The sequence below is a fragment of the Chloroflexus sp. genome, assembly GCF_056331925.1.
Genome location: NZ_JBWGQH010000043.1, coordinates 1 through 25,505, shown reverse-complemented (window position 1 = coordinate 25,505; position 25,505 = coordinate 1). Strand labels below are relative to the sequence as shown.

Sequence of the window (25,505 nt, the reverse complement as noted above, 5' to 3'; positions counted from 1 at the left end):
GGCGCACCACCCCCGGTGTACCGCCCCACCCGGCGTGCCGCCTACCCGGCGCACCACCCCCGGCGCACCGTCCCACCCGGCGTGCCGCCTACCCGGCGTGCCGCTCCCGGCGCACCACCCCCGGCGTGCCGCCTACCCGGCGTGCCGCTCCCGGCACACCGTCCCACCCGGCGCCCCACCCGGCGCCCCACCCGGCACACCGTCCCACCCGGCGTCCCACCCGGCGTGCCGCCTACCCGGCGTGCCGCTCCCGGCGCACCACCCCCGGTGTACCGCCCCACCCGGCGTGCCGCCTACCCGGCGCACCACCCCCGGCGCACCGTCCCACCTGGCGTGTCGTCCCACCCGATGCACAACCCTTTATCCTTGCTAATAACCTCCCCAACGAATCAACCTTGACCCCTATCCGCGTCTTTACAAGCGGAGCGTAGTCATTGTAAGAAACCTGCTGTCATTTCGAGCGGAGCGAGAAATCTTAGCCTTGCGAGCGGGGCGTACACACTTCCATCCCCCACGGCCAGATTTCTCGGACGCTGGCGTGCCCTCGAAATGACAATGAGGCCGCGTAATGGACAGCGCGAGTGGGGCGCGCAAGCTTGTCATTCTGAATCAAAATTGGATCAGCGAAAAGACGTTGTGATCGCGCAACCGCTCGCGCCCTTTGAGAAATGTCAACTCAATCACAAAGGCTAATTCCGTAACATTCCCACCTGCCATCTTGATCAGATCGCAAGCCGCCGCAATGGTGCCGCCCGTCGCCAGTAAATCATCGATCACTAGTACATTTGCACCTGGTTGCAATGCATCACGATGAATCTCAAGTCGGTTTGTGCCGTACTCCAACTGATACTCGATCTGATAGGTCGCTGCCGGTAGTTTGCCCGGCTTGCGGATCGGCACAAGTCCTACCCCGAGTCGGTACGCTAATGGTGCGCTGAAGATAAACCCACGTGACTCGATTCCCACCACCGCATCGATTTGCCGATCACGGTACCGTTCGTGCAGTCGGTCGATTACCTCGCTAAACGCCGGGCCGTTACCGATCAGCGTTGTTATATCCTTGAATTGAATACCGGGAATCGGAAAGTCTGGGATATTCCTAATCAGACTGGCTAAATCCTGCTGTGCCATACGCCCTCCGTGCAAGCCTGTTGCCGATACACGCGCTATTATAGAGAACTTCTGAAGCAGTGCATGAGATTCATTGTGTCATCGGTAACAATTCACGCTATCCTTCCGTCTTGCATAGTACAATATATTGGCATCTAATTCGTATCTGCTCCGAACCCACTATGAATGCCATTGAATGTCATCGCCTGACCCGCCAGTTCGATCAGCTTGTTGCTGTTGCCGATCTCGATCTGAGTATTCCGGCAGGTACCATTTTTGGTTTCCTTGGTCCGAACGGTGCCGGCAAAACCACTACCGTGCGTATGTTGTGTGCCCTGATTGCCCCTTCGCGTGGGCAGGCTCGCGTGGCTGGGTTCGATGTGCAAACCCAAGCAGCAGCCGTTCGTGCAGTAACCGGTATCTTGACCGAGACTCCCGGTCTGTACGATACGTTGAGTGCGCAGGAGAATTTGCGCTTTTTTGCCCGTCTGTACGGCCTCTCGGCAGCACAAGCTGCCGAACGTGTCGCCTATTATCTGCGTTTGTTTGAGTTATGGGATCGCCGGAATGATCCGGTCGGTGGCTTTTCAAAGGGGATGCGGCAAAAGTTGGCAATTGCTCGAGCATTACTCCACGATCCGTCGGTTGTCTTTCTCGATGAACCGACGTCAGGTCTCGACCCGGCAGCCGCACGATCGGTACGCGATCTGATCAAGACGTTACGTGCCGGGGGACGTACCATCTTTCTTACCACCCACAATCTTGCCGAGGCTGATGAGTTGTGCGATTTAATCGGCATCTTTCGTACCCGCTTGATCTCGCTTGATACTCCGGCTAATCTGCGTAATCGTCTGTTTGGAAACAGTGTTCGAGTAGTGCTGTCCGGCCTAGCCGAGCCGTTCGTACCGGTGGTGCGTCGTTTGCCATTCGTTGTCGATGTTACAGCCGGTGAGCGGGAGCTGTTGGTGCGTCTTCCTGATCCCGATCAGCATAACCCGGAATTAGTGCGTACCATGGTCGCTGCCGGTGCCGATATTTGTTATCTGGAGCCGTTTACGCCTTCGCTTGAGACGATCTATCTCGAGTTGATGCAGGACACGGTAACACCTGCTGCCTGATCGTTATGCTGTGGCACCCTCGTGCGTTGCCCCCGTATCGCGCGGGGCTGGGCAACGACAGGAGTTGTACCTATCTCCTATCGGTTATCTGTGAGTTACTTATGCTGAATTGGGAGCGTATTTCCATCATTATCGCCAAGGAATGGCTCGAACTGCGCCGCTCACGTGGTTTGTTGCTGAGCACCTTCTTACCGCCGACGATCCTGCCGCTCTTTGCCCTTGCGCTCATCTTTGCTATGGGTCTGGTGAGTGACCCCGATACTGCTGAGATACCTGCTGCTGCCGTCGATCCGACGTTGACCAATCTTCGTCTCGAAGCGTTAGCACAGGTGATTTTCGGAAGACAGTTTTCAACCCTCTTTCTGCTCCTGCCGATGGTTATCCCAAATGTGCTCGCTTCGTACAGCGTCGTGGGTGAAAAGAATCGTCGTACCCTTGAGCCGTTGCTCGCCACCCCTATTTCGGTTTCCGAGCTGCTGTTGGGGAAGGTGTTAGCGACAATCCTCCCCGGTATTAGTCTTACGTGGTTGTGCGCCTTGATCTTCGCTGTCGGCTTGGGTTTCGTAGCCGTCGACCCAATCGTGCCGGGATCAGTCCTCAATCTGGGCTGGATCGTACTGCTTTTGCTGGCTAGCCCGTTATTAGCTCTTATCTCGGTGGCCCTTACGGTGATGGTTTCGTCACGGGTAAGTGATCCACGCAGTGCGCAGCAGATTGCTGCGGTCTTGATTGTGCCGGTGATGCTGCTCTTCGTCGGACAGATGCTCGGTTTCTTCGTACTGAATCCGTTGGTGTCGATGGTCTTTTCGGCTGTATTGTTACCGGTGGCCGTTGTGTTACTCTGGATAGCGACTCACGTCTTTCAACGCGAGACCATTCTTACCCGTTGGCGCTGAAAATGGTTGCGCCAAGGGGGTATAATTGACCAAAATGGTCATTGAGGGTGGTTTTATGGATAATTCAACCCTACCGATGTATGAGGTGTTGACATCGCAGCCGCCCGATCTGATCGGTGCAGTTCGTGAGACGATCCCATCGATCGGGATGTTGATTGATGCGTTGGAGCAGCAATCCGACCCAGCAGTTCGGCTAAGTCTCCTCCGCCAGATCGGGGCTGAATGGCATGCATGTGGTGGTCTTGCCGAGGTATTGACCGAATTAGGGTTACATTTGGCCGCACGGCTACCGATGTCGCAAGGGGTTGTGGTCAGTGAATTACTGCTGGCGTTTGGCGCTGCTCAGGAAGAACAACGCACGCGCGAGTGGGAAGCTCGGCTCGTAGCGCGGGCTGCCGAGCTAGACGGTCTACACCGCATTATCTCTGCTGCCAATTCCACCCTTGATCTCGATACCTCCTTGCAGACGGTAGTAGAGACGGTCGCACAGGTAATGAATGTTGAGGTCTGTTCGATTTATCTCTACGATAAGCATCGTGATGATCTCGTGTTGCGCGCAACACACGGCCTCAATCGGGCAGCCGTAGGCCAGGTTGTGGCACGTTTGGGCGAAGGGGTTACCGGGTGGGCCGCCCAATTGGGGTATCCGGTGGCCGTGAGCGATGTTTATCAAGACCCACGCTATCATCGTGAGCCGCAGTTGGGTGAAGAGATTTTTCGCTCGATGCTTGCCGTCCCGATTGTGCTCTTTTCGGCAGAACGCTTTCAGTTTAGTGCCGATAAGTTGCAGGGCGTTATTACCGTTCAAACGATTGCACCTCGCGACTTCACCCAAGAAGAGATTTCATTTGTCGAGATGGCTGCCGGCGAGTTGGCCTTCTTTATTGCCAATGCGCAACTGTACCAGCAGACCGATGAGCGTCTCCATCAAAAATTGCGTGAGTTGACGACCCTCCAACAGGTATCGAAATCGATTGCCGAGCAGATCGGTTTGCACGATGTTCTGAACCTGATCGTCGAAAAGGCCGTCGATCTGTCGAAAGTGGATCGGGCGGCGATCTTTCAGGTCGGTGAAGACGGCAATTTGAAGCTGGTTGCCAGTTATGGCGGTGAAGGAGATGGCGTGCGCGATTTGATCATTCAAACCGTGCGTGATGGTCGGCCACTGGCCGTGATGAATGCGTATCAAGACGCACGCTTTCCGCAGTTGCCAGAGGTAGCACGGCGCGAAGGTTTTCACTCGCTCTTCTGTATGCCGCTCCGCGCCCGTGGCCGTACTATTGGCGGCATCTGTCTCTACCAAGGCGAGCCACACCTGTTTGATTACGAGCAGGTGCGCTTACTCAATACGTTTGCCGATGAAGCGGCAATTGCAATCGAAAATGCTCGCCTGTACGAAGAGAGCCTCCGTGCATTGCGCGTCAAATCGGCTCTGCTTCAAGAGATGCATCATCGTGTGCGCAATAATCTCCAGACTATCGCCGCTTTGTTGGCAATGCAATTGCGTCGCCTCGATCCGGCTAGTCCGGGCGCCAAGGCATTGCGTGAGAGCGCTGCACGGATTCAGGCGATTGCCGCCATCCATAATCTGCTGTCGCGCGATGATATTGGCGTAACGACTGTCAGTGCCGTTGCGCGACAAGTGATCGAGAGTGTGCAAAGTACGCTCTTCGAGAGCGATATTCGCGTTGAATTCACCATTCTCGGCGATGAGGTGCGAATCGGCTCGCGCGATGCTACTGTCCTGGCACTTGTTATTAACGAGTTGGTGGATAATGCACTGACCCACGGTTTGGCCGCGGAAGGTGGGCGCATCGAGGTGGAAGCGGTGCTTGAGCAAGGTTGGGTTGTTCTCGAGTTGCGCGATGATGGCCCTCGTCATCCACCGCCACCGCCGCGGCCAAGTAGTGGTTTGGGCTTGCAGATCATTGAAACGTTGGTAACCGGCGATTTAGGTGGCACCTTTAGCCTCAGTCGTGATGAGGAAGCCGGTTGGATGCGCGCACGGGTTCGTTTCCCCCAACGGATTATCGAAGAGGACCGGCTGGAAGTGTAGCGTTTCTGTTGTCGTATCATGGGCAACAGGAGTATCATGTGCCCGTGTTCATCGTGGAGGCTCTGTGGATACAACGGTGTGGGCGTGGATTGGGTTCCACGCAATGGTGTTTTTGGTTTTAGCCCTTGATTTGGGAGTGTTTCATCGCCGTTCGCATCGCGTGTCGGTGCGTGAGGCCGGTATTTGGACGCTGGTATGGATTACGTTATCGTTGGCGTTTAACGGTTTGATCTGGCTCTGGCGTGGGCCTGAAGATGCGCTCAATTTTCTTACCGGTTATTTAGTCGAGTATTCGCTAAGTGTTGATAATATTTTTGTCTTTGTTTTGCTGTTTAGCTATTTTCGCGTTCCGCCACAATATCAACATCGAGTACTCTTCTGGGGAATTCTAGGTGCGCTGCTCATGCGCGGTACGATGATCCTGCTCGGTGCAGCCCTCGTTGAACGGTTTGAGTGGATTCTCTACCTGTTCGGTGCGTTTCTCCTTGTGACTGGGGTGCGTCTCATTTTCCAAGACGACGACCCCGACGTCGATCCACAACGCAATCTACTCGTCGCCATTGCGCGTCGGTTGCTGCCTATCACCCCGGAGATGCAAGGCGACCGGTTTTTTGTCCGTGACTCGGGACGCTTTAGCGCTACCCCCCTTTTCTTAGTGCTGCTGATCGTCGAAAGTACCGACCTCATCTTCGCCGTTGACTCGATCCCGGCAATTTTTGGGATCACGCACGATCCCTTTATTGTCTATACGTCAAATATCTGTGCAATCCTTGGCCTGCGCTCACTCTACTTCTTGCTCGCCGGCGTGATGGAGTCATTCTATTATCTGCGTTACGGCCTGGCGATTATCCTTTCGTTTATTGGAGTCAAGATGCTAACGCCGTTGGTCACCGGTTGGTTCTTAGGAGGTCATGGTCTTCATATTCCGAATACTGTCTCGCTGGCCGTTATTGCTTTGACACTGATCACAGCAATCGCTGCATCGATTATTCGTTCACGACGATTAATGACTGCGACCGACTCATATTGAAGGAGCTGTTTCATGCCGGATTTTCCTACCGAAGGCTCACCACCCTTTATCAATCGGATGCTAACGATTGCCGAGTGGCGTAACTACGTGGCGAACTACGATTTTGGCCGTCTAACACCTAGCCGGCTGGTGCTCCACCACACCTATCGCCCTGACGAGACGACGTGGCGCGGCTTGATCACCATGCGCGGGATTCAGAAGTTTTATGCCGGCAAGGGTTGGACCGCCGGCCCACATATCTTTGCCGCGCCTGACGGGATTTGGTTGGCGACGCCGATGTCGCAGATCGGTATTCATGCCGGTACCGGTAATGGCTCGCTGGCGCAGGGCTGGTATTCGATCGGCTTGGAGATGGTGGGTTATTTCGATAAGGTGTTGCCATCCGGGAAGGTCTGGGAGCATTCGGTAGCGGTGATGGGTGAACTTTCGCGGCGGCTCAAGATTCCGCCGCGGCAATTGATCTCATTCCATCGCGATTACACTAATCAAAAAAGCTGTCCCGGCTGGGCCGTTACCAAAGAATGGGTCTGGTCACAGGTAGAGGCATATCTCAACAATACTACCCCGCCACCACCACCACTACCTGGTCCAATCGGTGATCCGTCCCCCGACGAGGAGCGCTTGATCGAAGCTTTGCTGGAAGAGGGGTACAAGCCGAAAACGAATGGTCAGGGCTACAATGCCGATTGGGCGTTTCATCAGTATGCCCTCGAGCATCAAATCGGCATGCCAATGGGACCAAGCGTGCGGATAACATTCGAGGGTAAGGTCTACAATTACCAGCCATTCGCCCGCGATACGCTCTACTGTGAAGTCCCTAATTGGGGTGATGTGAAGACGCTCAGTGATCTGCTTGGTGGAAGTATCCCACCGAGTGGGTTAGGTCGTGTCTTACTCGAAGCAACATATCAGACCGGTGGCTCACCGTTCCGCCCCGACTGGGCCTTTCACCAATATGCGGTTATTAACCGGTTGGGGCCACCTGTTGGCAAAAGCGCTCAAATTACCGTTGATGGCAAGCAGTATGCGTATCAAGCCTTTGCCGTCGATACACTGTACAACCTTGTGCCGAATTGGCAAGATGTGCGCCGGTTAAGCCAGCTCACGGCTACCGATCCGGCAGCCGTCAAGTTGCGCGATGCATTGCTCACCGAGACGTACAAGCAAGCCGGTACGACGTATCGTCCCGATTGGGCCTTTCACCAACTGGCCCGTCAGTGGGCGATCGGTGTGCCATTGGCCAATAGTTATCAGATCACTATTGAAAAGACAACCTACGCGCTGCAACCATTTGCGCTCGATGTGCTTTACAACGTGGTGCCAAAATGGAGTGAGGTGAAACGTCTCAGTGAATTGGCACGCCGGCATGGGATGCCGATCCTTGGTGTAGCTATGGCTGCGCCGGTTGTGGAGATACCGAGACATGCTTTAACCCCACCAAGTGATAGTGATTTTACCATTACACAGATCACACCACCGGCGCAAGCCTTCGGTGAGCGTAACGGTGAGCGAGTCAGTATGATCGTTCTCCACGCTATTCCCGGCCCTGTCGAAGAGATAATTGCGGCCATGACCGACTTCAACGCGCGGTTTGCTACTCATTATCTGATCGGGCTTGATGGTCGTATCTACCGGCTTGTCGATGAGGCAAAGGCGGCATGGCACGCCGGGTTCGTCAGCGGCAATACCCGTTACAATCTTAACCGGATCAGTGTGGGTATTTCATTGGAGCGCCCGTCCGGCTGGCCGGCAGCACGCGATGCAGGTAATACCGATGCGCAGGTACGTGCGTTGCGTTGGTTGCTACGTCAGCTCGATGCGCGCTACCATCTCGATCCCGATTCTATTGTGCTCTGGTCGAGTTTAGCCGGCAGTGATGAAGAAGCGCTGGCCGGTTTGCCACTCGGTGCGTTACGCGAGGCGTTGATGGGCTGAAATCATCCTAATCTTCGTACCTTTGCGCCCTTTGCGCCCTTTGCGCCCTTTGCGCCCTTTGCGTCTTTGCGTTAACATATTTGCATAACCTATGTCGACCATCTTTCATCGTGCTTCCATCAACAATCTGCGCTACCGGTTCATCCTTTGGCTGAGCGTAGTCGCGCTTACCTTCATCGGTCAGCCAATATCACCGGTCGGTGCGCAATCGAAGGTCGTTGGTAACGGAACGCCGGCCAGTTGCACCGCTACCGCACTGGCCGCGCAAGTGGTCGGCGGTGGTACTATCAACTTCAACTGCGGACCTGACCCGCACACTATCGTCCTCTCTGCGCCATTGATCATCACCGCACCGCAGACAATCATTGACGGTGGTGGTCGGATCACGTTACAAGGCAATAATAGTCGGCTCATCGACCACTACACCACCGGTTTTACCGGAGTGAGCCGGCTAGAAGTGCGCAACCTCACCATCACCGGTGGCCGGGCCAGTGGCGGTGGCACCGACGAATCTGCCGTTGATGGTAGTGGTGGTGCGATTCGGAGTTATTTTGCTGCCGCCAATCCTTCCTTCACGCCGACCTTAGTCATTGATCGGGTCATCTTCCGCGATAATCAAACGACGCTCACTTCGGTGCCGGCAGGCCGCGATGCTTACGATTACGGTGGCGGCGCGATCTATAGTCGCGGCGGGGCCGTGATCATTGCCAATAGTCGGTTTGAAGGCAATCACGCCCACAACGGCGCCGGTGGTGCTATTCATCTGCTCCAGAGTAGCTTGACGGTGGAAGATAGCTTCTTTATCGGGAATAGTGCGATTGGCGCACAGCCACAGGATAGCTTTGGCGGCGCGATTTCGGCTGATGGCTTGGGCGGCGCTAACCGCCGTTTGCGGGTGGTGCGTTGCCTCTTTCAAGAGAACCAAGCCCACAATTCTGGCGGCGCTATTCATATCAACATGTACGAAGATAGCAGTGGTCTGGAGGTCATCGATAGCTCGTTCGTCAAGAATGCGGTGATCGGCGGTAGTCGCGGCCAAGGCGGTGCGATCGGCGGCGGCGGATCAGCCAATGGCTCCGGCACTGGCAACCCTAGCGTGTTGATCAGTGGCAGCCTGTTTCACGCCAACCGCGCCCGCCGCACGCCGGGGGCTGATGGCAATCCGCGGGAAGATGGCTCTGGCGGCGCAGTGGCGTTTCCCCAACAAGTTGCCCTGCGGATCGTCAATACAACTTTTGTGGCGAATCGGGCAGAAGGTAGCGGGTTCAATGCGAATGGTGGTGCATTATACGTGATCAACAGTCGGCCTGCGCCATTTGTTATCGAGACAAGTACCTTCGCCGAGAACTATGCCGGTTGGGTTGGAGGGGCAATCAGCCATTCCGGTAACGGCAGCGTGAGCAACAGCCTGTTTGTCAATAACACAGCCGGCAATGGTGGCAATGGCTGGAACATTCAGCAACACTGTTCGCGCGAGCTAACCCACGATGGTCGCAGTTTGCAGTACCCGCCGCGCTTGACCGGTGCGAATTTCTGGAATGATGTCACCTGTTTTGCCGGTAAGAGCGCGCCTAACCAAACCAATGATCCGCAGTTTCGCGATCCCATGCTGCGTGCGCTGACCAACAACGGCGGGCCAACCCAGACGATGGCGATTCCCGCCGATAGCCCGGCCCGCGATTCCGGCGCTGCCTGTCCGGCCACCGACCAACGCGGCGTCGCTCGCCCGCAACTCAATGCCTGCGATCTAGGGGCATTTGAATTGCAAGTGCCGTTGATTGCCACGCCGCCGATGGTAGCGCGTAACCAACCGTCGCCGGCGCTGCTGCTCTACGGGGTTGATTTTACTGCAGCGACCCAAGTCTTAGTGAACGACCAGCCCCGTTCCACTGTCTTCATCAATAGCCAGACCTTGCGTGTCGCACTGGTAGCGAGTGATGTTGCCAATCTCGGCACGCTCACCATCAGCCTGAGTGGGCCGGGTAGCGTTGTGGGAACGACGCAGGTACGAGTCGTCGAAACGGTCTTTATGGTCTACACACCGTTAATATCCAGGTAGAGCAGCGAAGCTGCTGAGATGGAAATTCTACCCCACGAATCGCGCTCTTTCCCCGAACGTTCACCTTAATTTAACATCATCTTAATATTTCAATGATATGTTCTTAACCCGTCCCTTGTATCGTATCCCTGCAAGCGTCGTTCTTTGCATGTCGGTAAGAGTGTTACACCACGATGTGTTCGTAGCCGGGCAGACGTTCTGCCTGGTATGGTACGCTTGCAGTTCGCAGATTGTATTGGTAAGGAGAAAGAACACGTATGGTAAATGGTACGAAACGGCGGGTCTATGGCCTTATGCTCATGGCGCTGATCATTCCAATGATCGCAGCATGTGGTGGACAACCGGCGGCGCAGCCAACGGCGGCCCCGGCCGCCCAGGCAACAACGGCACCGGCTCCGACGGCAACGCCGGCCGCCCAGGCAACAACAGCACTGGCTCCAACGGCAACGCCGGCCTCTGAGCTGGCTACGCTCAGTGGTGATATTCTGATCGACGGGTCGTCAACGGTCTATCCGGTGACGGCAGCAGCAGCGGAGGAGTTTTCCCAGAAAGCGCCGAATGTGCGAGTGAGCGTGGGGATTTCAGGCACCGGTGGTGGGTTTAAGAAGTTCTGCAACGGTGAGACGGACATCTCGAACGCTTCACGACCGATCCGGGAAGAGGAGCAGGCGATCTGTGCACAGAACGGGATCGAATTCATCGAGCTACCGGTGGCGTATGACGGGTTGTCGGTGGTGGTGAACCCGCAGAACGACTGGGCGACCTGTTTGACGGTGGCCGAGTTGAAGAAGATGTGGGAGCCGGACGCGCAGGGGAAGGTGACGAACTGGAACCAGGTTCGAGACGGTTTCCCGAACCGGCCGCTGGTGTTGCTAGGTGCCGGTACTGACTCGGGGACGTTCGACTACTTCACCGAAGCGATTGTGGGCAAGGCGAAGGCGAGCCGGGGCGATTATCAGGCGACCGAAGACGACAACGTGACGATTACCGGGGTAGGCGGAGACTTGAACGCACTCGGTTACTTGGGCTACGCTTACGTCGTAGAGAACCCGGGCAAGATCAAGCCAATCGCGATTGACGGCGGCAAGGGCTGTGTGGAGCCGAGCTTCGAGACGATTGCCAACGGCACCTACATTCCACTGTCACGGCCGTTGTTCATCTACGTGCGCAAGGAGGCGGCGGAGCGGCCAGAGGTGCAGGCGTTCATCAACTTCTACCTGAGTGAGGAGTTCACGCCGCTGATCCAAACCCCGCAAGTCGGCTATGTCGCGCTGTCGCAGGAGCTCTACCGGGCGATTGCCAAGCGCTTCAACGACCGTGTCTTGGGCACCTTGGTTCGACCCGGTGAAGAGGTTGGGTTGACCCTGGATCGCTATCTTACCGGTCAGTTGCCGCAGTCGGGGCCGACCTTTGATTACGCAACACTCAGTGGTGATATTCTGATCGACGGGTCGTCAACGGTCTATCCGGTGACGGCAGCAGCAGCGGAGGAGTTTTCCCAGAAAGCGCCGAATGTGCGAGTGAGCGTGGGGATTTCAGGCACCGGTGGTGGGTTCAAGAAGTTCTGCAACGGTGAGACGGACATCTCGAACGCTTCACGACCGATCCGGGAAGAGGAGCAGGCGATCTGTGCACAGAACGGGATCGAATTCATCGAGCTACCGGTGGCGTATGACGGGTTGTCGGTGGTGGTGAACCCGCAGAACGACTGGGCGACCTGTTTGACGGTGGCCGAGTTGAAGAAGATGTGGGAGCCGGACGCGCAGGGGAAGGTGACGAACTGGAACCAGGTTCGAGACGGTTTCCCGAACCGGCCGCTGGTGTTGCTAGGTGCCGGTACTGACTCGGGGACGTTCGACTACTTCACCGAAGCGATTGTGGGCAAGGCGAAGGCGAGCCGGGGCGATTATCAGGCGACCGAAGACGACAACGTGACGATTACCGGGGTAGGCGGAGACTTGAACGCACTCGGTTACTTGGGCTACGCTTACGTCGTAGAGAACCCGGGCAAGATCAAGCCAATCGCGATTGACGGCGGCAAGGGCTGTGTGGAGCCGAGCTTCGAGACGATTGCCAACGGCACCTACATTCCACTGTCACGGCCGTTGTTCATCTACGTGCGCAAGGAGGCGGCGGAGCGGCCAGAGGTGCAGGCGTTCATCAACTTCTACCTAAGTGAGGAGTTCACGCCGCTGATCCAAACCCCGCAAGTCGGCTATGTCGCGCTGTCGCAGGAGCTCTACCGGGCGATTGCCAAGCGCTTCAACGACCGTGTCTTGGGGACGTTAGTAAAGCCCGGTGAGGAAGTTGGCTTGACCCTAGATCGGTACTTGGGCAAGTAGTTTTCTCGGTATGTGCAGTATGAGCAAGAGCTTTTGCTCTTGCTCATACTGTCTCTCTATGGTAGGCTAGAAGCGGGCATAGCTTGATCGTAAAGGAGAGATGTTCGTGGCTGTTACCGATCTCCGTAAACCAATCAATCCCTTGCGCGTGTTTGGCGAGCGTCTTATTCAGGTTGCTCTCTTAGGTGCTGCTACTGTTTCAATTCTGACGACAGCAGGTATTGTCTTCTCTCTAGTATTTGAAACGATTGCTTTCTTCAGCGAAGTTTCAATTGTTGAATTCTTAACTGAAACTGAATGGACACCACTTTTTTCAATTAAGAAATATGGGATTTGGCCACTGCTATCGGCAACAATATTGACCTCAGCCATCGCAATGTTAGTGGCAGTCCCGCTCGGTCTGATCGCAGCTATTTTCCTGAGTGAATTTGCATCTGATCGTATTCGGCGCACGGTCAAGCCACTGCTTGAGATTCTGGCTGGTATTCCCACCGTCGTGTATGGTTATTTTGCCTTAACTGTGGTTACACCGTTTCTCAAGAACTTTATTCCAACGCTGAGTATTTTCAATTCATTAAGTGCCGGTTTGGTAATGGGGGTGATGCTCATTCCGTTCGTTGCCTCACTCAGCGAAGACGCTTTGTCGGCGGTACCGAACTCGTTGCGTGAAGCAGCGTATGGGTTGGGTTCCACTCGGTTCGAAGTAGCCACGCTCGTCGTTGCACCGGCAGCGATTTCAGGTATTGTAGCATCAATTGTGCTTGCTTTCTCGCGTGCCGTTGGTGAGACAATGATCGTGGCAATTGCCGCCGGTCAGAACCCACGACTCACCTTTGATCCCACCGTACCGGTCATGACAATGACGTCATACATTGTGCAAGTGAGTCTCGGCGATACACCTTACGGCTCCTTGAGCTACTACACACTCTACGCTGTTGGGTTTACCCTTTTCCTCTTTACCTTCGTGTTAAATATCTTCAGCTTCTGGATGGTACGTAAGTTCCGGGAGGTTTACGATTAATGTCTGCCCAAGAACAAATCGGAGTGAAGACCCAATCGGTTGAGAGAGTCACGGATCGGGGTAGTGGTAACCTGAAGTGGCGTCACTTCAAAGGCACCATATTAACCATTCTAGGATGGTTTAGTATTGTTTTCGGTTTGGGTATACTCGTTGTACTCATCCTCGACGTTATTAACAAGGCAACGGGCATCTTCACCGGCGGTACAAACTGGCTGACGTGGGAATTTTTTAACAATTTCGACTCGCGGTTTCCGGAACGAGCCGGTGCTAAGGCTGCTATCGTCGGTACCTTGTACACGATCTCTCTTACGATCCTCTTTGCATTTCCCCTTGGTGTTGCGGCGGCCATCTACCTCGAAGAATATGCACGCGATAATTGGTTTAGTAAGTTAGTCGAGATCAATATCAGTAACCTTGCCGCAGTCCCCTCCATTATTTACGGTTTACTCGGTCTGCAAGTCTTTGCTCGCTGGCTATTCCTCGGCCGTAGTATCATTACCGGTGCGCTGACGTTGGCCTTATTGGTCGTACCAATTATTATCGTTGCTTCCCGTGAGTCGATACGTGCAGTACCGTTAAGTTTGCGTCAGGCTAGTTATGCGCTTGGCGCAACGCGCTGGCAGACAGTGTGGCATGTGGTATTGCCGCAGTCAATTGGTGGGATTCTGACCGGCAGTATTCTTGCTGTATCACGCGCGATTGGCGAGACGGCGCCGCTGATTACGATCGGCGCTTTGACCTTCGTGCCCTTCCTGCCGCGTAATATCTTTGATATCTTTACCGTGCTGCCCATCCAGATCTTTAACTGGACGTCGCGCCCGAACGATGATTTCCGCGCGCTCGCGGCAGCCGGTATTTTGGTGTTGCTGACCATTTTGTTGGCGATCAACGCGCTCGCGATTTATCTACGTAATCGGTATCAGAAACGCTACTAATGTTGTGAAGGTATCCAATGACAGTCGTTCATGATATGGACCGAAACAATCCAAATGCACTTGAAGCACGGAATATGAACGTCTATTACGGTTCATTTCGTGCGGTCAAGAACGTCAATTTAGCGATTGAAAAGAACCGCATTACCGCTCTGATCGGGCCTTCGGGCTGCGGAAAGAGTACAGTATTGCGCTCGTTCAATCGGATGAACGATTTGGTGCCCTCGGCTCGGGTCGAGGGTGAGATCCTCTTCCACGGCGAAAATATCTACGCTCCGGGTGTTGACCCGGTGAACGTTCGTCGTCGGATTGGTATGGTTTTCCAAAAACCGAATCCCTTCCCCAAGAGTATCTACGATAATGTGGCGTATGGTCCACGTATCAACGGCTGGAAACTGTCTAAGCGTGAGATGGACGAACTTGTTGAACGAGCGCTGCGCGGCGCTGCACTGTGGGATGAAGTGAAGGACAAGCTTCACCAGAATGGCTTGTCACTTTCCGGTGGTCAGCAGCAGCGCCTTTGCATTGCCCGAGCGCTGGCGGTCGAGCCGGAAGTGATTTTGATGGACGAGCCGTGTTCGGCACTTGATCCTATCTCAACTCTCAAGATCGAAGAGTTGATGTTTGAGCTGCGCCAGAACTATACGATTATTATCGTGACGCACAATATGCAGCAGGCGTCACGCGCCTCTGATTACACGGCGTTTTTCTTGATGGATAGCGACCGTGCTGGCCAGCTTATCGAGTATGGGCCGACAGCGCAGATTTTCCAAAACCCGAAGGACGAACGCACCGAGCAGTATATTTCGGGCCGGTTCGGATGATGGCTGTCTGGATGGGAGCTGTATCGCCGGAAGGACTGCCTATCCGGCGATATTGTTTTGATCTACAATTGGGCAAGTAGGACGACGGATACGGTTATTCACGTCGCCTGATCCATCTTACCCGAAACCTGATGTACCTCCCGTGCTGTTTGCTCAACTTTGGACTTGTCCTTTGGGCTGATTGTTTGCGTATCGTCCTGGTCTGGGCTATAATGAGCGAAAGCGCAGAGGCCAGCGTCCCTGCCGGACACTGGCCTCTCCTAATGGATACGTGCGCATACTGTCCTAGCGCGTCTTCGCGAGTGTGCGCATGCATTGGGTACAGATGCGTACTTGTACCGGCTTACCACCGGGTGCCATTAACGTCGTCTTCTGAATATTGGGCTGCCAGACCCGATTGGTCCGGCGTTTGGAGAAGCTGACATTGTGACCAAACGAAGGTTTTTTACCGCAGAGTTCACATTTTGCCATAGGACTACACTCCGAATAGATACACCTTAATAGTCGCACTTTGCGAGACTATACCATATTGTATTCGCTTTGGCAAACCGCTCTGTATTGTAGGGCACACCATGGCACTGATGAAAGTTGTTACCGACGGCGCTGGCGATATTCCGTTTGACGTAGCGCGTGAGCTAGACATTGAAGTTGTTCCGCTGTCGGCGCGGATCGACGATCGGTTGTACCGCATTGGAATTGATATCAGTGAGGATCAGGTTTACGATCTCCTGTTCAACGACCACGACCGCGTCGAGATCGTCAAACCGACAGCGACCACTTTCGAGCAACTCTACCGTAGCTTGTTAGGTCGCTACGATTACGTGTATTCGATCCACCTCAGCCAGCGGTTAGGAACAATCCTAAACGAAGCACGGGCTGGGAGGTCACGCTTGCCGGCATCGAATACTCGGATCGAAATTATCGATAGTAAACTGGCTGGCATGGGGCTGGGGTCAATCGCCATTGCTGCGGCCCGTGCGATTCGCGATGGTCGTGCTCCGGCTGAGGTAAGTGAGGTAATTGGGCAGACGATTCGTCACACGCATACTGCCTTTTTCGTTGATACGATGGAGTATCTCGAACAAAGCGGCTTGCTCACCTTTAGCAGTTCGCTGATCGGGTCAATGCAGCGTATTAAGCCACTAATGATCCTCGATGAGGGAGAAATTGTACCCTACGAGCGCACACGTACACGCGCTAAGGCCATCGAGGGTCTCTTTACCTTTGTCGAAGATTTTCCGCATGTAGAAGATGTGATTATCCATTACGCCACTACTCCAGAAGATGTTGAAAAATTGCTCGAGAAGCTCGATCCAATTTTCCCACGTGATCGGGTGCAAGTCTCTCGGATGGGGCCAGCAATTGCCTCCCGTCTTGGCCCCGGTGCGATGGCCGTAACCGTCTTTGAAGGCTTTGATGAGGAATGACCGAGTCTGAGCGACAGCAGGTGACGGTGCTCGGTAAGACGTTGTCTGCCGAGCGCCGTGATGGATGCGCCGATCGCGTAGCTGACAGTGGTTTGAGTGCGTTTATTCGGCAGTGGTCGGCCACTGCCGGCAGTGCGGCGACCTTGCCGGCTGTGCAACGCGCAATTGGCTTGCTCGTTGGCTACGAACGTATGACGCATGCCGAACGTGATCAGGCGCTTGCCGCAGCCATCGAAGAGTTACGCTCACTGTTTCGTACCAACCACCACACTCCTGCGCTTGCCACCGCTGCACCGGTTACGCCACCGTCGCTTGCCCTTCGCCGAACTTCTTCGCGGCAGGGGCGTCAACGATTGGCGTCCGATAAGCATCCCTTAACCGATCTTGATCTCGATGCTAAACTCGACCAAATCGCCGGTATCGATTCACGCACAGTAGCCGGTTTTCGCCGGATCGGTGTCGTAACGATTCGCGATCTCCTGTACCACTTTCCCCGTCGCTACGATGATGTCAGCAGTCGTCGCGCGATTGATGAGTTGCAGGCAGGGGCTGAAGAGACAGTGATTGGCGAAGTGACCGACGTATGCACCATCGGCACTGGCTCCAAATTGCGCGTGCGGGTGGAAGTGAGTGATAAGACCGGCTCGATTGAAGCGATTTTCTTTAACCAGCGTTGGATTGCGCAGCAGATTCGGATTGGTCAGACGATTGTGCTCAGCGGTAAGGTGACGGTCTTCGGTGGGAAGCGGCAATTCACCAGCCCGCGTTGGGAACGTTATACTCCCGACCCCAACGCACTGTTGCACACCGGGCGGTTAGTACCTATTCATCCGCTGACACAGGGGTTGCACGAGAATCAGGCTCGCCGCTTGATCAAACAGGTGGTTGATACTGTAGCACCGCGTGTACCCGATCATCTACCGCCGGAGCGGTGTGCGCAGGCGGGCTTACTCCCACTCGGTGAAGCACTGGCTCAAATCCATTTTCCTACCAATCACGAATCATTGGCGGCTGCCCGTCGTCGGCTCGGTTTCGATGAGTTTCTCTTTATTCAGCTCGGCGTTTTGCAACGCAAGCGGCTCTGGCAACAAGAAATGGGTTTGCCATTTACAATTGATCCGCAGGTGCATGCCGAATTACTACGGCTGCTCCCGTTTCGATTGACGGCAGCCCAGCAGCGGGCGATCAACGAGATTTTTGCCGATGTGCAGCGCCCGTCGCCGATGGCGCGTCTGTTGCAAGGTGATGTCGGCAGTGGCAAGACGGTGGTAGCAGCAGCGGCACTGTTGCAAGCAGTGGCTAACGGTTTTCAAGGGGCGTTGATGGCGCCAACCGAGATTTTGGCCGAACAACACGCCAAAAATCTCAAGCAGTTGCTGAGCCGGGTGCCGGTGCCGCGTCGGTCAAGCGAGGCAATGAACGGTGAACAGTATCGGCAGATCGATTGGCGGGCGCAACTTGATCCTGAAGAGGCGGCACGACTGAACGAGATTGTCCAGATCATCGGTATGACGCCGGAAGAGGATATGGGTGGGCACGGTGTGCGCGTCGCCTTACTCACCGGTAGCCTGGGTACGCGCGAGCGACGGCGAGTACTGGATGGGATTGCCCGTGGCGAGATCGATGTCGTGGTCGGAACGCATGCCCTTATCACCGAGACCGTCCAATTTGCTCGGCTAGGACTGGTTGTGGTTGATGAACAGCATCGCTTTGGGGTCGAACAGCGATTGCGGCTGAAGGACAAAGGGTGTAACCCACACATGCTGGTAATGACGGCAACCCCTATCCCGCGCACGCTAACCCTTACCATCTACGGTGATCTCGATGTTTCAGTGCTCGATGAGCGGCCACCGGGACGGCAAGAGATTCGTACCCGTCGAATTAGCCGTTTTGAACGCGAAAAAGCTTATCGCCACATTCGTAAACAGGTCGCCGAGGGACGACAGGTGTACGTGATTTGTCCACTGGTTGAAGAGAGTGAGAAACTCGACCTGCCTTCCGCTGAAGAGATGTACGAAAAACTGCAACACGAGGTCTTTCCCGACTTGCGGGTAGCATTGTTACACGGTAAGATGTCGGCTCGCGAGAAAGATGAGGTGATGCGTGCATTCCGCGATCATCAGCATGATATCTTGGTCTCGACGGCAGTCATCGAAGTTGGGATTGATGTCCCTAATGCGACAACTATCGTGATCGAGGGGGCAGAACGGTTTGGGTTAGCCCAGTTGCACCAGTTTCGTGGTCGGGTTGGGCGTGGTAGTCATCAGAGTTACTGCATCTTGATCAGCGATAGTGATAATCAGCAGTCAAAAGAACGGTTGGCTGCTCTCGAACAGACCAACGATGGTTTTCAGCTCGCCGAGATCGATCTACAATTGCGTGGACCGGGTGAGTTTTTCGGTACACGCCAAAGTGGGACGCCCGATCTGAAAATGGCTCGACAGGGTGATACCCGCTTACTGAGCGAAGCACGGCGCATGGCCGAAGCCATTCTGTCTGATGATCCGGCCTTGGAACGCCCAGAACATGCGTTGTTGCGCCAGCGTGTCGATGCGTTTTGGACGGAGGCTATGCGCGCAGGGTAGACCGGAGAGAACATCGTTTCCTTTGTAGGTAAGCAATGAGGCTTAGCGATGCAAACCCAGACCATCACGTTGCCCGCTGCCCTCGGTGAGGCGACTTTACTGGAATGGTTGGCAACTGTTGGTGAGACGGTAACACCCACAACACCGCTAGTACGAGTGTTAACCGCCGATGCCGAATGGGCCGTCCCGGCACAGGTGGCCGGAGTGCTGGTTGAGCAGTTGGCGTCAGCAGGTGCGCGATTGTCTGGTGGTGCAGCTCTCGCCCACTACGCCCCGCCACGTCAAGTACGAGCAACGCCACTGGCTCGCCGGATCGCAGGTGCTTTGGGGATAGACCTTGCAACGTTGAACGGTAGTGGACCGGGTGGTCGTATCGGTCGAGCTGACGTGCTCGCCGCAGCTGGTATGCTCGTGGAGACGGCAGCAGCTCCTGCGGTTAACGTCTCTACCCTGACAGTTGCATCGGCGCCGGTTGTGCAGCCTGTTGCGTCTGACAACGGATCGGTGCAGATGCCGCCGATGCCAACGGAGACGGTAGCTACCTTATCGCAGGTGGTTATGTCAGACGGTGTGCCGCTTGCTAGCGTCACCATTGCTGTCAATCTTCAACCACTCATGCAACGTTGTGCAGCGCAGACGGCAGAGTTCGCCACGCGCGGTCTTCAAGCGACGCCGCTTAGCGCACTGGTCGCCGCCACAGCCGCTCTCTTTCCGCTACATCCTTTGCTCAATGCAGCGTGGGCTGAGACAGCCATTATGCTGCGACATCGCTATCACACTGCCGTCAGTTTATCCGATGGCCGATGGGTTCTGATCCGTGACGCCGGTGATCTGACCGAACGCGGTATCGCACGGATGTTAGCCTGCACCGATACTACCAACGATCTTGCCGAGGCCACGTTCAGTATCGTGGCAACAACCGGTTGGTGGCGGTTTGCATCACCGTTACCGGGAACGGCAGCGGCCCTGACGTTGAGTGAAGCGCAACGACAACCAATTGCCTTCAATGCGACGACATTGGTCGTTGGAGCAGTGGCTCAGCTTAGCCTGTGTTACGATGCCCGCATCCTCGACCATCTAGCCGCGATGGCCTTTTTACGCGATCTGTGTCGCCAGCTCGGTGTCGAGGCGCTGGCTGTAGCATCTTCATGCACCGATCCCAATCGTTGATTCAACACCACGAATATCTGCCATACATTCTCCGCCATGCTATAGTTGCGAGTAGTATAATTTGATTGTCTAGCCGGTAACTGTCTTAATCGCAATACACCCGAGGGAGTTAGCCATGGCGAGTAAGAAGCAGCGGATTGGCGTGCTCACGAGCGGTGGTGATGCGCCAGGACTTAATGCTGTCATCCGTGCGGTCGTCAAGTCGGCATCCAGTCTCGGTTGGGAAGTAATCGGGATCCACGACGGGTTTGAGGGATTGTTGGGGACGAAGAGCTATCGTGTGCTGACCAACGCTGATGTTCAGGGGTTGTTACCGCGCGGTGGTACGATTTTGCGTACCACGAATAAAGGTCATTTCGGCCCACGCCGCAGTGATGAGTTGTCAGAAGCCGATCCGTATGTTCGCGCCGTCAAAGCCATTGAAGAGATGGGGTTGCGTGCGCTGATTACCATTGGCGGTGAAGGTACGCAGCGGATTGCCTTGGAACTCCACAAGTTAGGCGCACCGGTCATTGGGGTACCGAAAACGATTGACAACGATCTCGCCGGTACCGATCGTACCTTCGGGTTTGATACTGCCTTACAAGTAGCGACCGATGCAATTGATCGTCTGCACACGACGGCAGCCAGTCACAATCGGGTGATGGTGCTTGAGGTGATGGGTCGGCATACCGGCTGGATTGCGTTGCACGCCGGTTTGGCCGGAGGGGCCGATGTAATCCTCATCCCTGAGATTCCGTTTACAATTGAACGGGTCACGGACAAGGTTCATGCCCGTGATGCCCAAGGCAGTGCCTTCAGTATTATTGTTGTCGCCGAAGGTGCGCGTCCACGCGGTGGAAGCGAAATGTACATTGCCGAGGGGCGTCTTGGTGGGATCGGGCATTGGGTTGGTGAGCAACTTGAGCGTCTAACCGGCAAAGATGTCCGGGTCGTTGTCTTGGGGCACTTGCAACGTGGCGGTTCGCCGTCACCATACGACCGCTTGCTCTCGACGCGCTACGGTGCTGCTGCCGTGCAAGCTGCGGCTCGTGGCATCTACGGTGAAATGGTGGCGTTGCGCGGGCAAGATATTGTGACCGTGCCGCTCGCCGAGGCGTGTGGCTATCTCAACCGGGTGCGTCCGCATAGCGATCTGGTGCTCTGCGCGCGTAGTTTGGGAATTGTGTTTGGTGATGAACTCTGATACCGCCCTCGTTGCCGGTGTCGGGGCAGAGGTGATGAAACGATGATCCGTTATGAGATTGCGGCGACGACGGTGACTACCGCGCCGCCAGAGCGGGTGTTTGCCGTTCTTGACGATTTTAGTAACTGGCCGCGTTGGATGCCTTCGCTCGAACGAGTACGGATTGAGTTGCCGCCGAACGACCATCCGCGCCAAGGCTATCGTTTCAAACTGCATGGGATGTTTGTCCATGCCGAGATGGAAGTGATCGACTATACGCCACTGAGTCGTGCAACACGCTTTCGGATCAGTTTTCCACCGTTTCAAGGAATTAACCGCTGTCGGTTGATCCCACTCGATGATGGACGTTACCGGATCGAGCGACTCGATCAGCTCGAGTTGCCCGATCTGGTAGCGCACGTAATCGATGCAACGCAACGCAAACGTTTTGAACAGCTTGCTCTAGAATTTCTGCATGCTCTTCGTCGGGTCGTTGAGCAGACACCACATGGAACCATCACCTCCGCTTCACCAACTGGCCGATCAGATTGAGCATGCCGGCGTTAGTGTGCCGGTGGCGATTGTGTTGCAGATTATTGCACCGCTCGATGTGATATGTAGTCAAGGCGCACAGGCTCTGCTGCCACTGGTGCGCGGTACCCGCTGGGCAGGTGTTGTTGAGCCGTTGACCATCCCCGAACATTGGCCGGCGCTGCGTGATCTCTTGTTAGCGCGCTTACAGGAACGAGGTTAATTGGGACTGTTTCCGGAAAGATGCTGAGAGTACGTGGGGAAGTGCGGCAGATACTGTGCCTCAGAAGTTTACTATTCAATATCGTTTTACCGCGTCCTAAACCGTTATTTCAGTTCAAACAATTGACAAAGCCGATCTGGTGGGTTACACTCAATATGATTGTAAGATTGTTCATCTCGAAGAAGGTTGCTTGTCGCGGGAAGAAAGGGAATACGTTATGACCCTGCCGGCAATCTTTTTGCTAGTTGCGCTTGGGATTGTCGTAGCATTTGTTTGGCTTCATCACGCGCGCGTTCTCGCCGGTCGTTTGCCGGTGAGTCGGTCGTTGCCGGCGCTAGATGTATTGCGGATGGCGCTCGCCCGTAGTGCCGAAACCGGTCGTGCGGTTCATCTTTCGCCCGGTGCAAGTACAATCGGTGCTGGTGAAGGTCAACGGGCGAGTACGTCAGAGCTGCTTGCCGGTTTACAGGTGGTTCGACAGGCCGGCGAACAGGCTGCGGCAAGTGGATCGGCTGCTGTGATTAGCTCGGCCGACGCCGTTGCCCATTTGTCTTTGCGTGGTGCAATACGACAAGTGTACCGTGGAGTTGGTCAGCCACAGGCGTTCGATCCGCGTCGGATCGAACTGTGGGCGCATGCCGATCCGTTGGCGTATGCGGCGGCTGTGGCAGTACAGTATCATCGTGAACCGTTGGAAGCGAGTATGATGGTTGGGGCATTCGGACCTGAGGTCTTACTGGCCGCTGAGATTGGCGCCCAACAGCAGATTCCGCAAGTATTAGGGAGTACCAATCCGGCATCGTTAGGTGTGATGTCTGTGGTTACGCCCCATGTGCTGATCGGCGAAGAGATCTTCGTCACGGAGGCCTATTTGACAACTGCGTCTGCACCACAGGCGCGTTTACTTACGCATGATACGTTGCGTGTAACGGTGATCGGGTTGATGGTGCTGGCGTTTGGTTATGGTGTGATCCGAGCTGTGTTCGGCTTGCCGGCTTTGCCGGGGTGGTAAGCGTATGGTATCGCTCTTGCGCAATCCCCGTCAGTTAATTGCAGTATTAATTGCCGGGGTGAGTGGATTAATTGTACTCCTTGATTTTGTCGGTGCTGGCCCGGTCGTGAACGCACTGGCGATGGTGCTGGTGCAGTGGGCGGCACTCATTACGGCCCTTGCGGTTGTTATTGGGGCGGTAAGCGTCTTCAGTTCTCACCTCCGTCGTCTGCATGCGCGTGCACCCGAAGCCGGTTATAGCCTTGTCTTGATCATCGGTATGGTGATCGTGATCGTGGCCGGTATCTTTTATCCAACTCGTACTGCCATGGGGTTGACCCTTCCGATGACGTTAGCCGCTCCGCCGATCCGTACCGTCTTTCGTCTGATCTATGAACCGCTGGCTGCCAGTTTGCTGGCATTACTCGCTTTTTTTGCCCTTAGTGCTATGTTACGTGCTCTGCGCAGTGGGCAGACTGAAGCGATTGTCGTTGTTAGCATAGCGTTGTTGGCTTTGGTGATCCAGTTGCCACCATTGACCTTCATTCCCATTATTGGCCAGATGGTACAGTGGCTGAATGACTATCTTGTAGCTGCCGGCGCACGTGGTCTGCTGTTGGGCTCGGCAATTGGTGCACTGATAGCCGGTGTGCGTCTGTTGATTGGCTTTGATATGCCGTATGCCGATCGTTAAGGGGATCGGCACCGGCGTTTGATGTGCCACTATGGAACACTTACCACCATGGCTTCGTAACGTACCGTTGCCACCAGCGCCGGATGAAGATGACGTAACTCCGGCATGGTTGCGTGGTATCGATAGCTTGACTCCCCCACCACCGCCGGCAGTGGCAGTACCACCGGATTGGCTGACCGCCGATGAACCGATGGCCGAAGCGACGAGTGTGCCGGACTGGTTGGCGGAGTTGCAGGCAGAGGTAAGCGATCCGCTAGCCGATGCTCAATCGGCGGCATGGCTTCGTGATGCCGATTCAGGTCCATCGGGAGAGGCTGTGCCACCGGTAGAGCCACCGCCGACAACGAGTTCGCGCCTCCGTATGCCGATGGGTCCAACCGATCTGCTGCGCAGTATCGGATACGAAGAAGCACTCGAACCGGCATCAGAACCATCGTTAGAGTCAGAAGTACCGGCAGATGTTGATACCGGTGTGCCTGATTGGTTGCGTGAATTGAGTGATGAAGAGATTACTGAGGCGTTTGCTACTGCGCCGTCTGAACCTTCCTTGCCGACAAGTGAGCCAGCAGCGAAAGCAGAGTCGATTTCTGAGCCGGCCCTTGATGACTGGCTGAAAGAGTTGGATCGGATCGTCCCTGAAACTAGCTCGACCGATTGGTCTGCCAATGTAGCTCCCGGTGACGAGACAGTCTTTGCCCCCGATGCACCGGCGTGGTTGGACCCGAATCAATCCGCAGCGAGTGACACATCTGCGTTTGATCTACCGCCATGGTTGCAAAATGTTGCCGGCGATGAGCCACCGGTTGCTGCCGGCTCGGTACGGCTCGATCTACCGACATGGCTACTCGATGACAATATTATTACTTCCGCTCCATCCACGACCACTCCACCAGTGGCACCGGATGCGCCTACCTTGTTTGCTGACAGCAATGCCGCATCACTTGATACTGGCGCCGCTGATGGCGGTAGTGCCTCGTGGTCGCCGGATGAAGGTGTAGCCGGTGCTGATGCTGTACCAGAGTGGTTGCTAGAAACCGAACGTCAATTAGGTGCCGCCGGTGAAGAGATGGTACTACCATCTGCCAATACTGACGAGGCACCGGCGTGGCTGCAAGCCGAGGAACCGCTCAGCGACGTGCCGGCGTGGTTGCGGGCCGAAGAGTCAACCGCACCGACCGACGACGTGCCGGCCTGGTTGCAGGCAGAGGAACCGGCCCGTGATACATCTAGTGAAATACCGACGTGGTTACGGGAAGCTGATGCCGGTGATCTTTCTGCTTGGGAGAAAACTGAACCGGCACGAGCTAGTGGTTTAGATTGGTTACCGGCCGAGGAGCCGGCTGACGCTGCTCCGGCCTGGTTGCAGGCAGAAGAGCCAACCGCACCGACCGACGAC

At 55.4% G+C, this 25,505-nt stretch carries 20 protein-coding genes and 2 pseudogenes; 20 read left to right on the top strand and 2 right to left on the bottom strand.

Annotated elements, in window-relative coordinates:
• Window positions 1-431: pseudogene (locus AC01ZF_RS17130) on the top strand (hypothetical protein); the annotation flags it as partial.
• Between the two features lie 178 nt (window positions 432-609).
• Here AC01ZF_RS17130 and AC01ZF_RS17125 read toward each other — a convergent pair.
• A complete protein-coding gene (locus tag AC01ZF_RS17125) occupies window positions 610-1,131 on the bottom strand; it encodes an adenine phosphoribosyltransferase (protein WP_424674424.1) in 522 nt (173 codons plus the stop codon).
• A gap of 161 nt (window positions 1,132-1,292) precedes the next feature.
• On the opposite strand from AC01ZF_RS17125, the gene AC01ZF_RS17120 reads away from it, so the two are divergent.
• The 10 genes from AC01ZF_RS17120 (at window position 1,293) to pstB (ending at window position 15,323) form a co-directional block, all read left to right on the top strand.
• Window positions 1,293-2,228 (top strand): ABC transporter ATP-binding protein, encoded by a 936-nt coding sequence (locus AC01ZF_RS17120; protein ID WP_424674423.1) that lies wholly within the window; start codon window positions 1,293-1,295, stop codon window positions 2,226-2,228.
• A 101-nt stretch (window positions 2,229-2,329) separates the two neighbouring features.
• The gene (locus AC01ZF_RS17115; protein WP_424674422.1) at window positions 2,330-3,124 is read left to right on the top strand and encodes an ABC transporter permease subunit; all 795 of its coding nucleotides are present in this window, start codon (window positions 2,330-2,332) and stop codon (window positions 3,122-3,124) included.
• 55 nt (window positions 3,125-3,179) lie between these two features.
• Window positions 3,180-5,180 (top strand): GAF domain-containing protein, encoded by a 2,001-nt coding sequence (locus tag AC01ZF_RS17110; RefSeq protein ID WP_424674421.1) that lies wholly within the window; start codon window positions 3,180-3,182, stop codon window positions 5,178-5,180.
• 64 nt (window positions 5,181-5,244) lie between these two features.
• Complete coding sequence (locus AC01ZF_RS17105; protein WP_428113438.1) at window positions 5,245-6,210, top strand: TerC family protein; 966 nt, start codon at window positions 5,245-5,247, stop codon at window positions 6,208-6,210.
• Between the two features lie 12 nt (window positions 6,211-6,222).
• The gene (locus AC01ZF_RS17100) at window positions 6,223-8,145 is read left to right on the top strand and encodes a peptidoglycan recognition protein family protein (RefSeq protein WP_424674419.1); all 1,923 of its coding nucleotides are present in this window, start codon (window positions 6,223-6,225) and stop codon (window positions 8,143-8,145) included.
• A gap of 91 nt (window positions 8,146-8,236) precedes the next feature.
• Window positions 8,237-10,204 (top strand): choice-of-anchor Q domain-containing protein, encoded by a 1,968-nt coding sequence (locus AC01ZF_RS17095; protein WP_424674418.1) that lies wholly within the window; start codon window positions 8,237-8,239, stop codon window positions 10,202-10,204.
• A gap of 257 nt (window positions 10,205-10,461) precedes the next feature.
• Window positions 10,462-12,546, top strand: a complete 2,085-nt coding sequence (locus tag AC01ZF_RS17090; RefSeq protein ID WP_476575535.1) for a PstS family phosphate ABC transporter substrate-binding protein — start codon at window positions 10,462-10,464, stop codon at window positions 12,544-12,546.
• A gap of 106 nt (window positions 12,547-12,652) precedes the next feature.
• Window positions 12,653-13,567, top strand: coding sequence for a phosphate ABC transporter permease subunit PstC (gene pstC / locus AC01ZF_RS17085; protein ID WP_428131540.1), 915 nt, complete (start codon window positions 12,653-12,655; stop codon window positions 13,565-13,567).
• A complete protein-coding gene (gene pstA, locus AC01ZF_RS17080; protein WP_424674414.1) occupies window positions 13,567-14,502 on the top strand; it encodes a phosphate ABC transporter permease PstA in 936 nt (311 codons plus the stop codon). The genes pstC and pstA overlap by 1 nt, the downstream gene beginning before the upstream one ends.
• Window positions 14,503-14,519: 17 nt before the next feature.
• A complete protein-coding gene (gene pstB, locus AC01ZF_RS17075) occupies window positions 14,520-15,323 on the top strand; it encodes a phosphate ABC transporter ATP-binding protein PstB (RefSeq protein WP_424674413.1) in 804 nt (267 codons plus the stop codon).
• Between the two features lie 285 nt (window positions 15,324-15,608).
• Here pstB and rpmB read toward each other — a convergent pair whose 3' ends face one another.
• Window positions 15,609-15,794, bottom strand: a complete 186-nt coding sequence (gene rpmB, locus AC01ZF_RS17070; protein WP_015942320.1) for a 50S ribosomal protein L28 — start codon at window positions 15,792-15,794, stop codon at window positions 15,609-15,611.
• Window positions 15,795-15,895: 101 nt separating this feature from the next.
• Between rpmB and AC01ZF_RS17065 the strand changes: the two genes are divergently transcribed.
• The 9 genes and pseudogenes from AC01ZF_RS17065 to AC01ZF_RS17025 all read left to right on the top strand — a co-directional run.
• Window positions 15,896-16,750: a DegV family protein gene (locus AC01ZF_RS17065; RefSeq protein WP_424674412.1), complete on the top strand. Its 855-nt coding sequence runs from the start codon at window positions 15,896-15,898 to the stop codon at window positions 16,748-16,750.
• On the top strand, window positions 16,747-19,335 hold the full coding sequence (recG, locus tag AC01ZF_RS17060; protein ID WP_424674411.1) for an ATP-dependent DNA helicase RecG: 2,589 nt from the start codon (window positions 16,747-16,749) through the stop codon (window positions 19,333-19,335). The genes AC01ZF_RS17065 and recG overlap by 4 nt, the downstream gene beginning before the upstream one ends.
• 48 nt (window positions 19,336-19,383) lie before the next feature.
• Window positions 19,384-20,505: an E3 binding domain-containing protein gene (locus AC01ZF_RS17055; protein WP_476575534.1), complete on the top strand. Its 1,122-nt coding sequence runs from the start codon at window positions 19,384-19,386 to the stop codon at window positions 20,503-20,505.
• Window positions 20,506-20,620: 115 nt separating this feature from the next.
• Window positions 20,621-21,691 carry a 6-phosphofructokinase gene (locus AC01ZF_RS17050; protein WP_424674409.1) on the top strand — a complete coding sequence of 357 codons (1,071 nt, stop codon included), beginning with the start codon at window positions 20,621-20,623 and terminating at the stop codon, window positions 21,689-21,691.
• Between the two features lie 42 nt (window positions 21,692-21,733).
• Complete coding sequence (locus tag AC01ZF_RS17045; protein WP_424674408.1) at window positions 21,734-22,222, top strand: SRPBCC family protein; 489 nt, start codon at window positions 21,734-21,736, stop codon at window positions 22,220-22,222.
• Complete coding sequence (locus AC01ZF_RS17040) at window positions 22,179-22,424, top strand: hypothetical protein (protein ID WP_424674407.1); 246 nt, start codon at window positions 22,179-22,181, stop codon at window positions 22,422-22,424. The genes AC01ZF_RS17045 and AC01ZF_RS17040 overlap by 44 nt, the downstream gene beginning before the upstream one ends.
• A 217-nt stretch (window positions 22,425-22,641) precedes the next feature.
• Window positions 22,642-23,436, top strand: a complete 795-nt coding sequence (locus AC01ZF_RS17035; protein WP_424674406.1) for a DUF6754 domain-containing protein — start codon at window positions 22,642-22,644, stop codon at window positions 23,434-23,436.
• 4 nt (window positions 23,437-23,440) lie between these two features.
• Entirely contained in the window at window positions 23,441-24,109 is a 669-nt protein-coding gene (locus AC01ZF_RS17030) for a hypothetical protein (RefSeq protein WP_424674405.1), read from the top strand.
• Between the two features lie 31 nt (window positions 24,110-24,140).
• Window positions 24,141-25,505, top strand: a pseudogene (locus tag AC01ZF_RS17025) (hypothetical protein); the annotation flags it as partial.

Bases quoted from the DNA above. Each gene is read 5' to 3' on its own strand.
- AC01ZF_RS17115 (WP_424674422.1), top strand. From the start codon at position 2,330: ATGCTGAATTGGGAGCGTATTTCCATCATTATCGCCAAGGAATGGCTC.
- pstB (WP_424674413.1), top strand. From the start codon at position 14,520: ATGACAGTCGTTCATGATATGGACCGAAACAATCCAAATGCACTTGAA.
- AC01ZF_RS17120 (WP_424674423.1), top strand. From the start codon at position 1,293: ATGAATGCCATTGAATGTCATCGCCTGACCCGCCAGTTCGATCAGCTT.
- pstA (WP_424674414.1), top strand. From the start codon at position 13,567: ATGTCTGCCCAAGAACAAATCGGAGTGAAGACCCAATCGGTTGAGAGA.
- rpmB (WP_015942320.1), bottom strand. From the start codon at position 15,794: ATGGCAAAATGTGAACTCTGCGGTAAAAAACCTTCGTTTGGTCACAAT.
- AC01ZF_RS17050 (WP_424674409.1), top strand. From the start codon at position 20,621: ATGGCGAGTAAGAAGCAGCGGATTGGCGTGCTCACGAGCGGTGGTGAT.
- recG (WP_424674411.1), top strand. From the start codon at position 16,747: ATGACCGAGTCTGAGCGACAGCAGGTGACGGTGCTCGGTAAGACGTTG.
- AC01ZF_RS17035 (WP_424674406.1), top strand. From the start codon at position 22,642: ATGACCCTGCCGGCAATCTTTTTGCTAGTTGCGCTTGGGATTGTCGTA.
- AC01ZF_RS17045 (WP_424674408.1), top strand. From the start codon at position 21,734: ATGATCCGTTATGAGATTGCGGCGACGACGGTGACTACCGCGCCGCCA.
- AC01ZF_RS17125 (WP_424674424.1), bottom strand. From the start codon at position 1,131: ATGGCACAGCAGGATTTAGCCAGTCTGATTAGGAATATCCCAGACTTT.
- AC01ZF_RS17100 (WP_424674419.1), top strand. From the start codon at position 6,223: ATGCCGGATTTTCCTACCGAAGGCTCACCACCCTTTATCAATCGGATG.
- AC01ZF_RS17055 (WP_476575534.1), top strand. From the start codon at position 19,384: ATGCAAACCCAGACCATCACGTTGCCCGCTGCCCTCGGTGAGGCGACT.
- AC01ZF_RS17030 (WP_424674405.1), top strand. From the start codon at position 23,441: ATGGTATCGCTCTTGCGCAATCCCCGTCAGTTAATTGCAGTATTAATT.
- AC01ZF_RS17095 (WP_424674418.1), top strand. From the start codon at position 8,237: ATGTCGACCATCTTTCATCGTGCTTCCATCAACAATCTGCGCTACCGG.
- AC01ZF_RS17040 (WP_424674407.1), top strand. From the start codon at position 22,179: ATGGAACCATCACCTCCGCTTCACCAACTGGCCGATCAGATTGAGCAT.
- AC01ZF_RS17110 (WP_424674421.1), top strand. From the start codon at position 3,180: ATGGATAATTCAACCCTACCGATGTATGAGGTGTTGACATCGCAGCCG.
- AC01ZF_RS17090 (WP_476575535.1), top strand. From the start codon at position 10,462: ATGGTAAATGGTACGAAACGGCGGGTCTATGGCCTTATGCTCATGGCG.
- AC01ZF_RS17065 (WP_424674412.1), top strand. From the start codon at position 15,896: ATGGCACTGATGAAAGTTGTTACCGACGGCGCTGGCGATATTCCGTTT.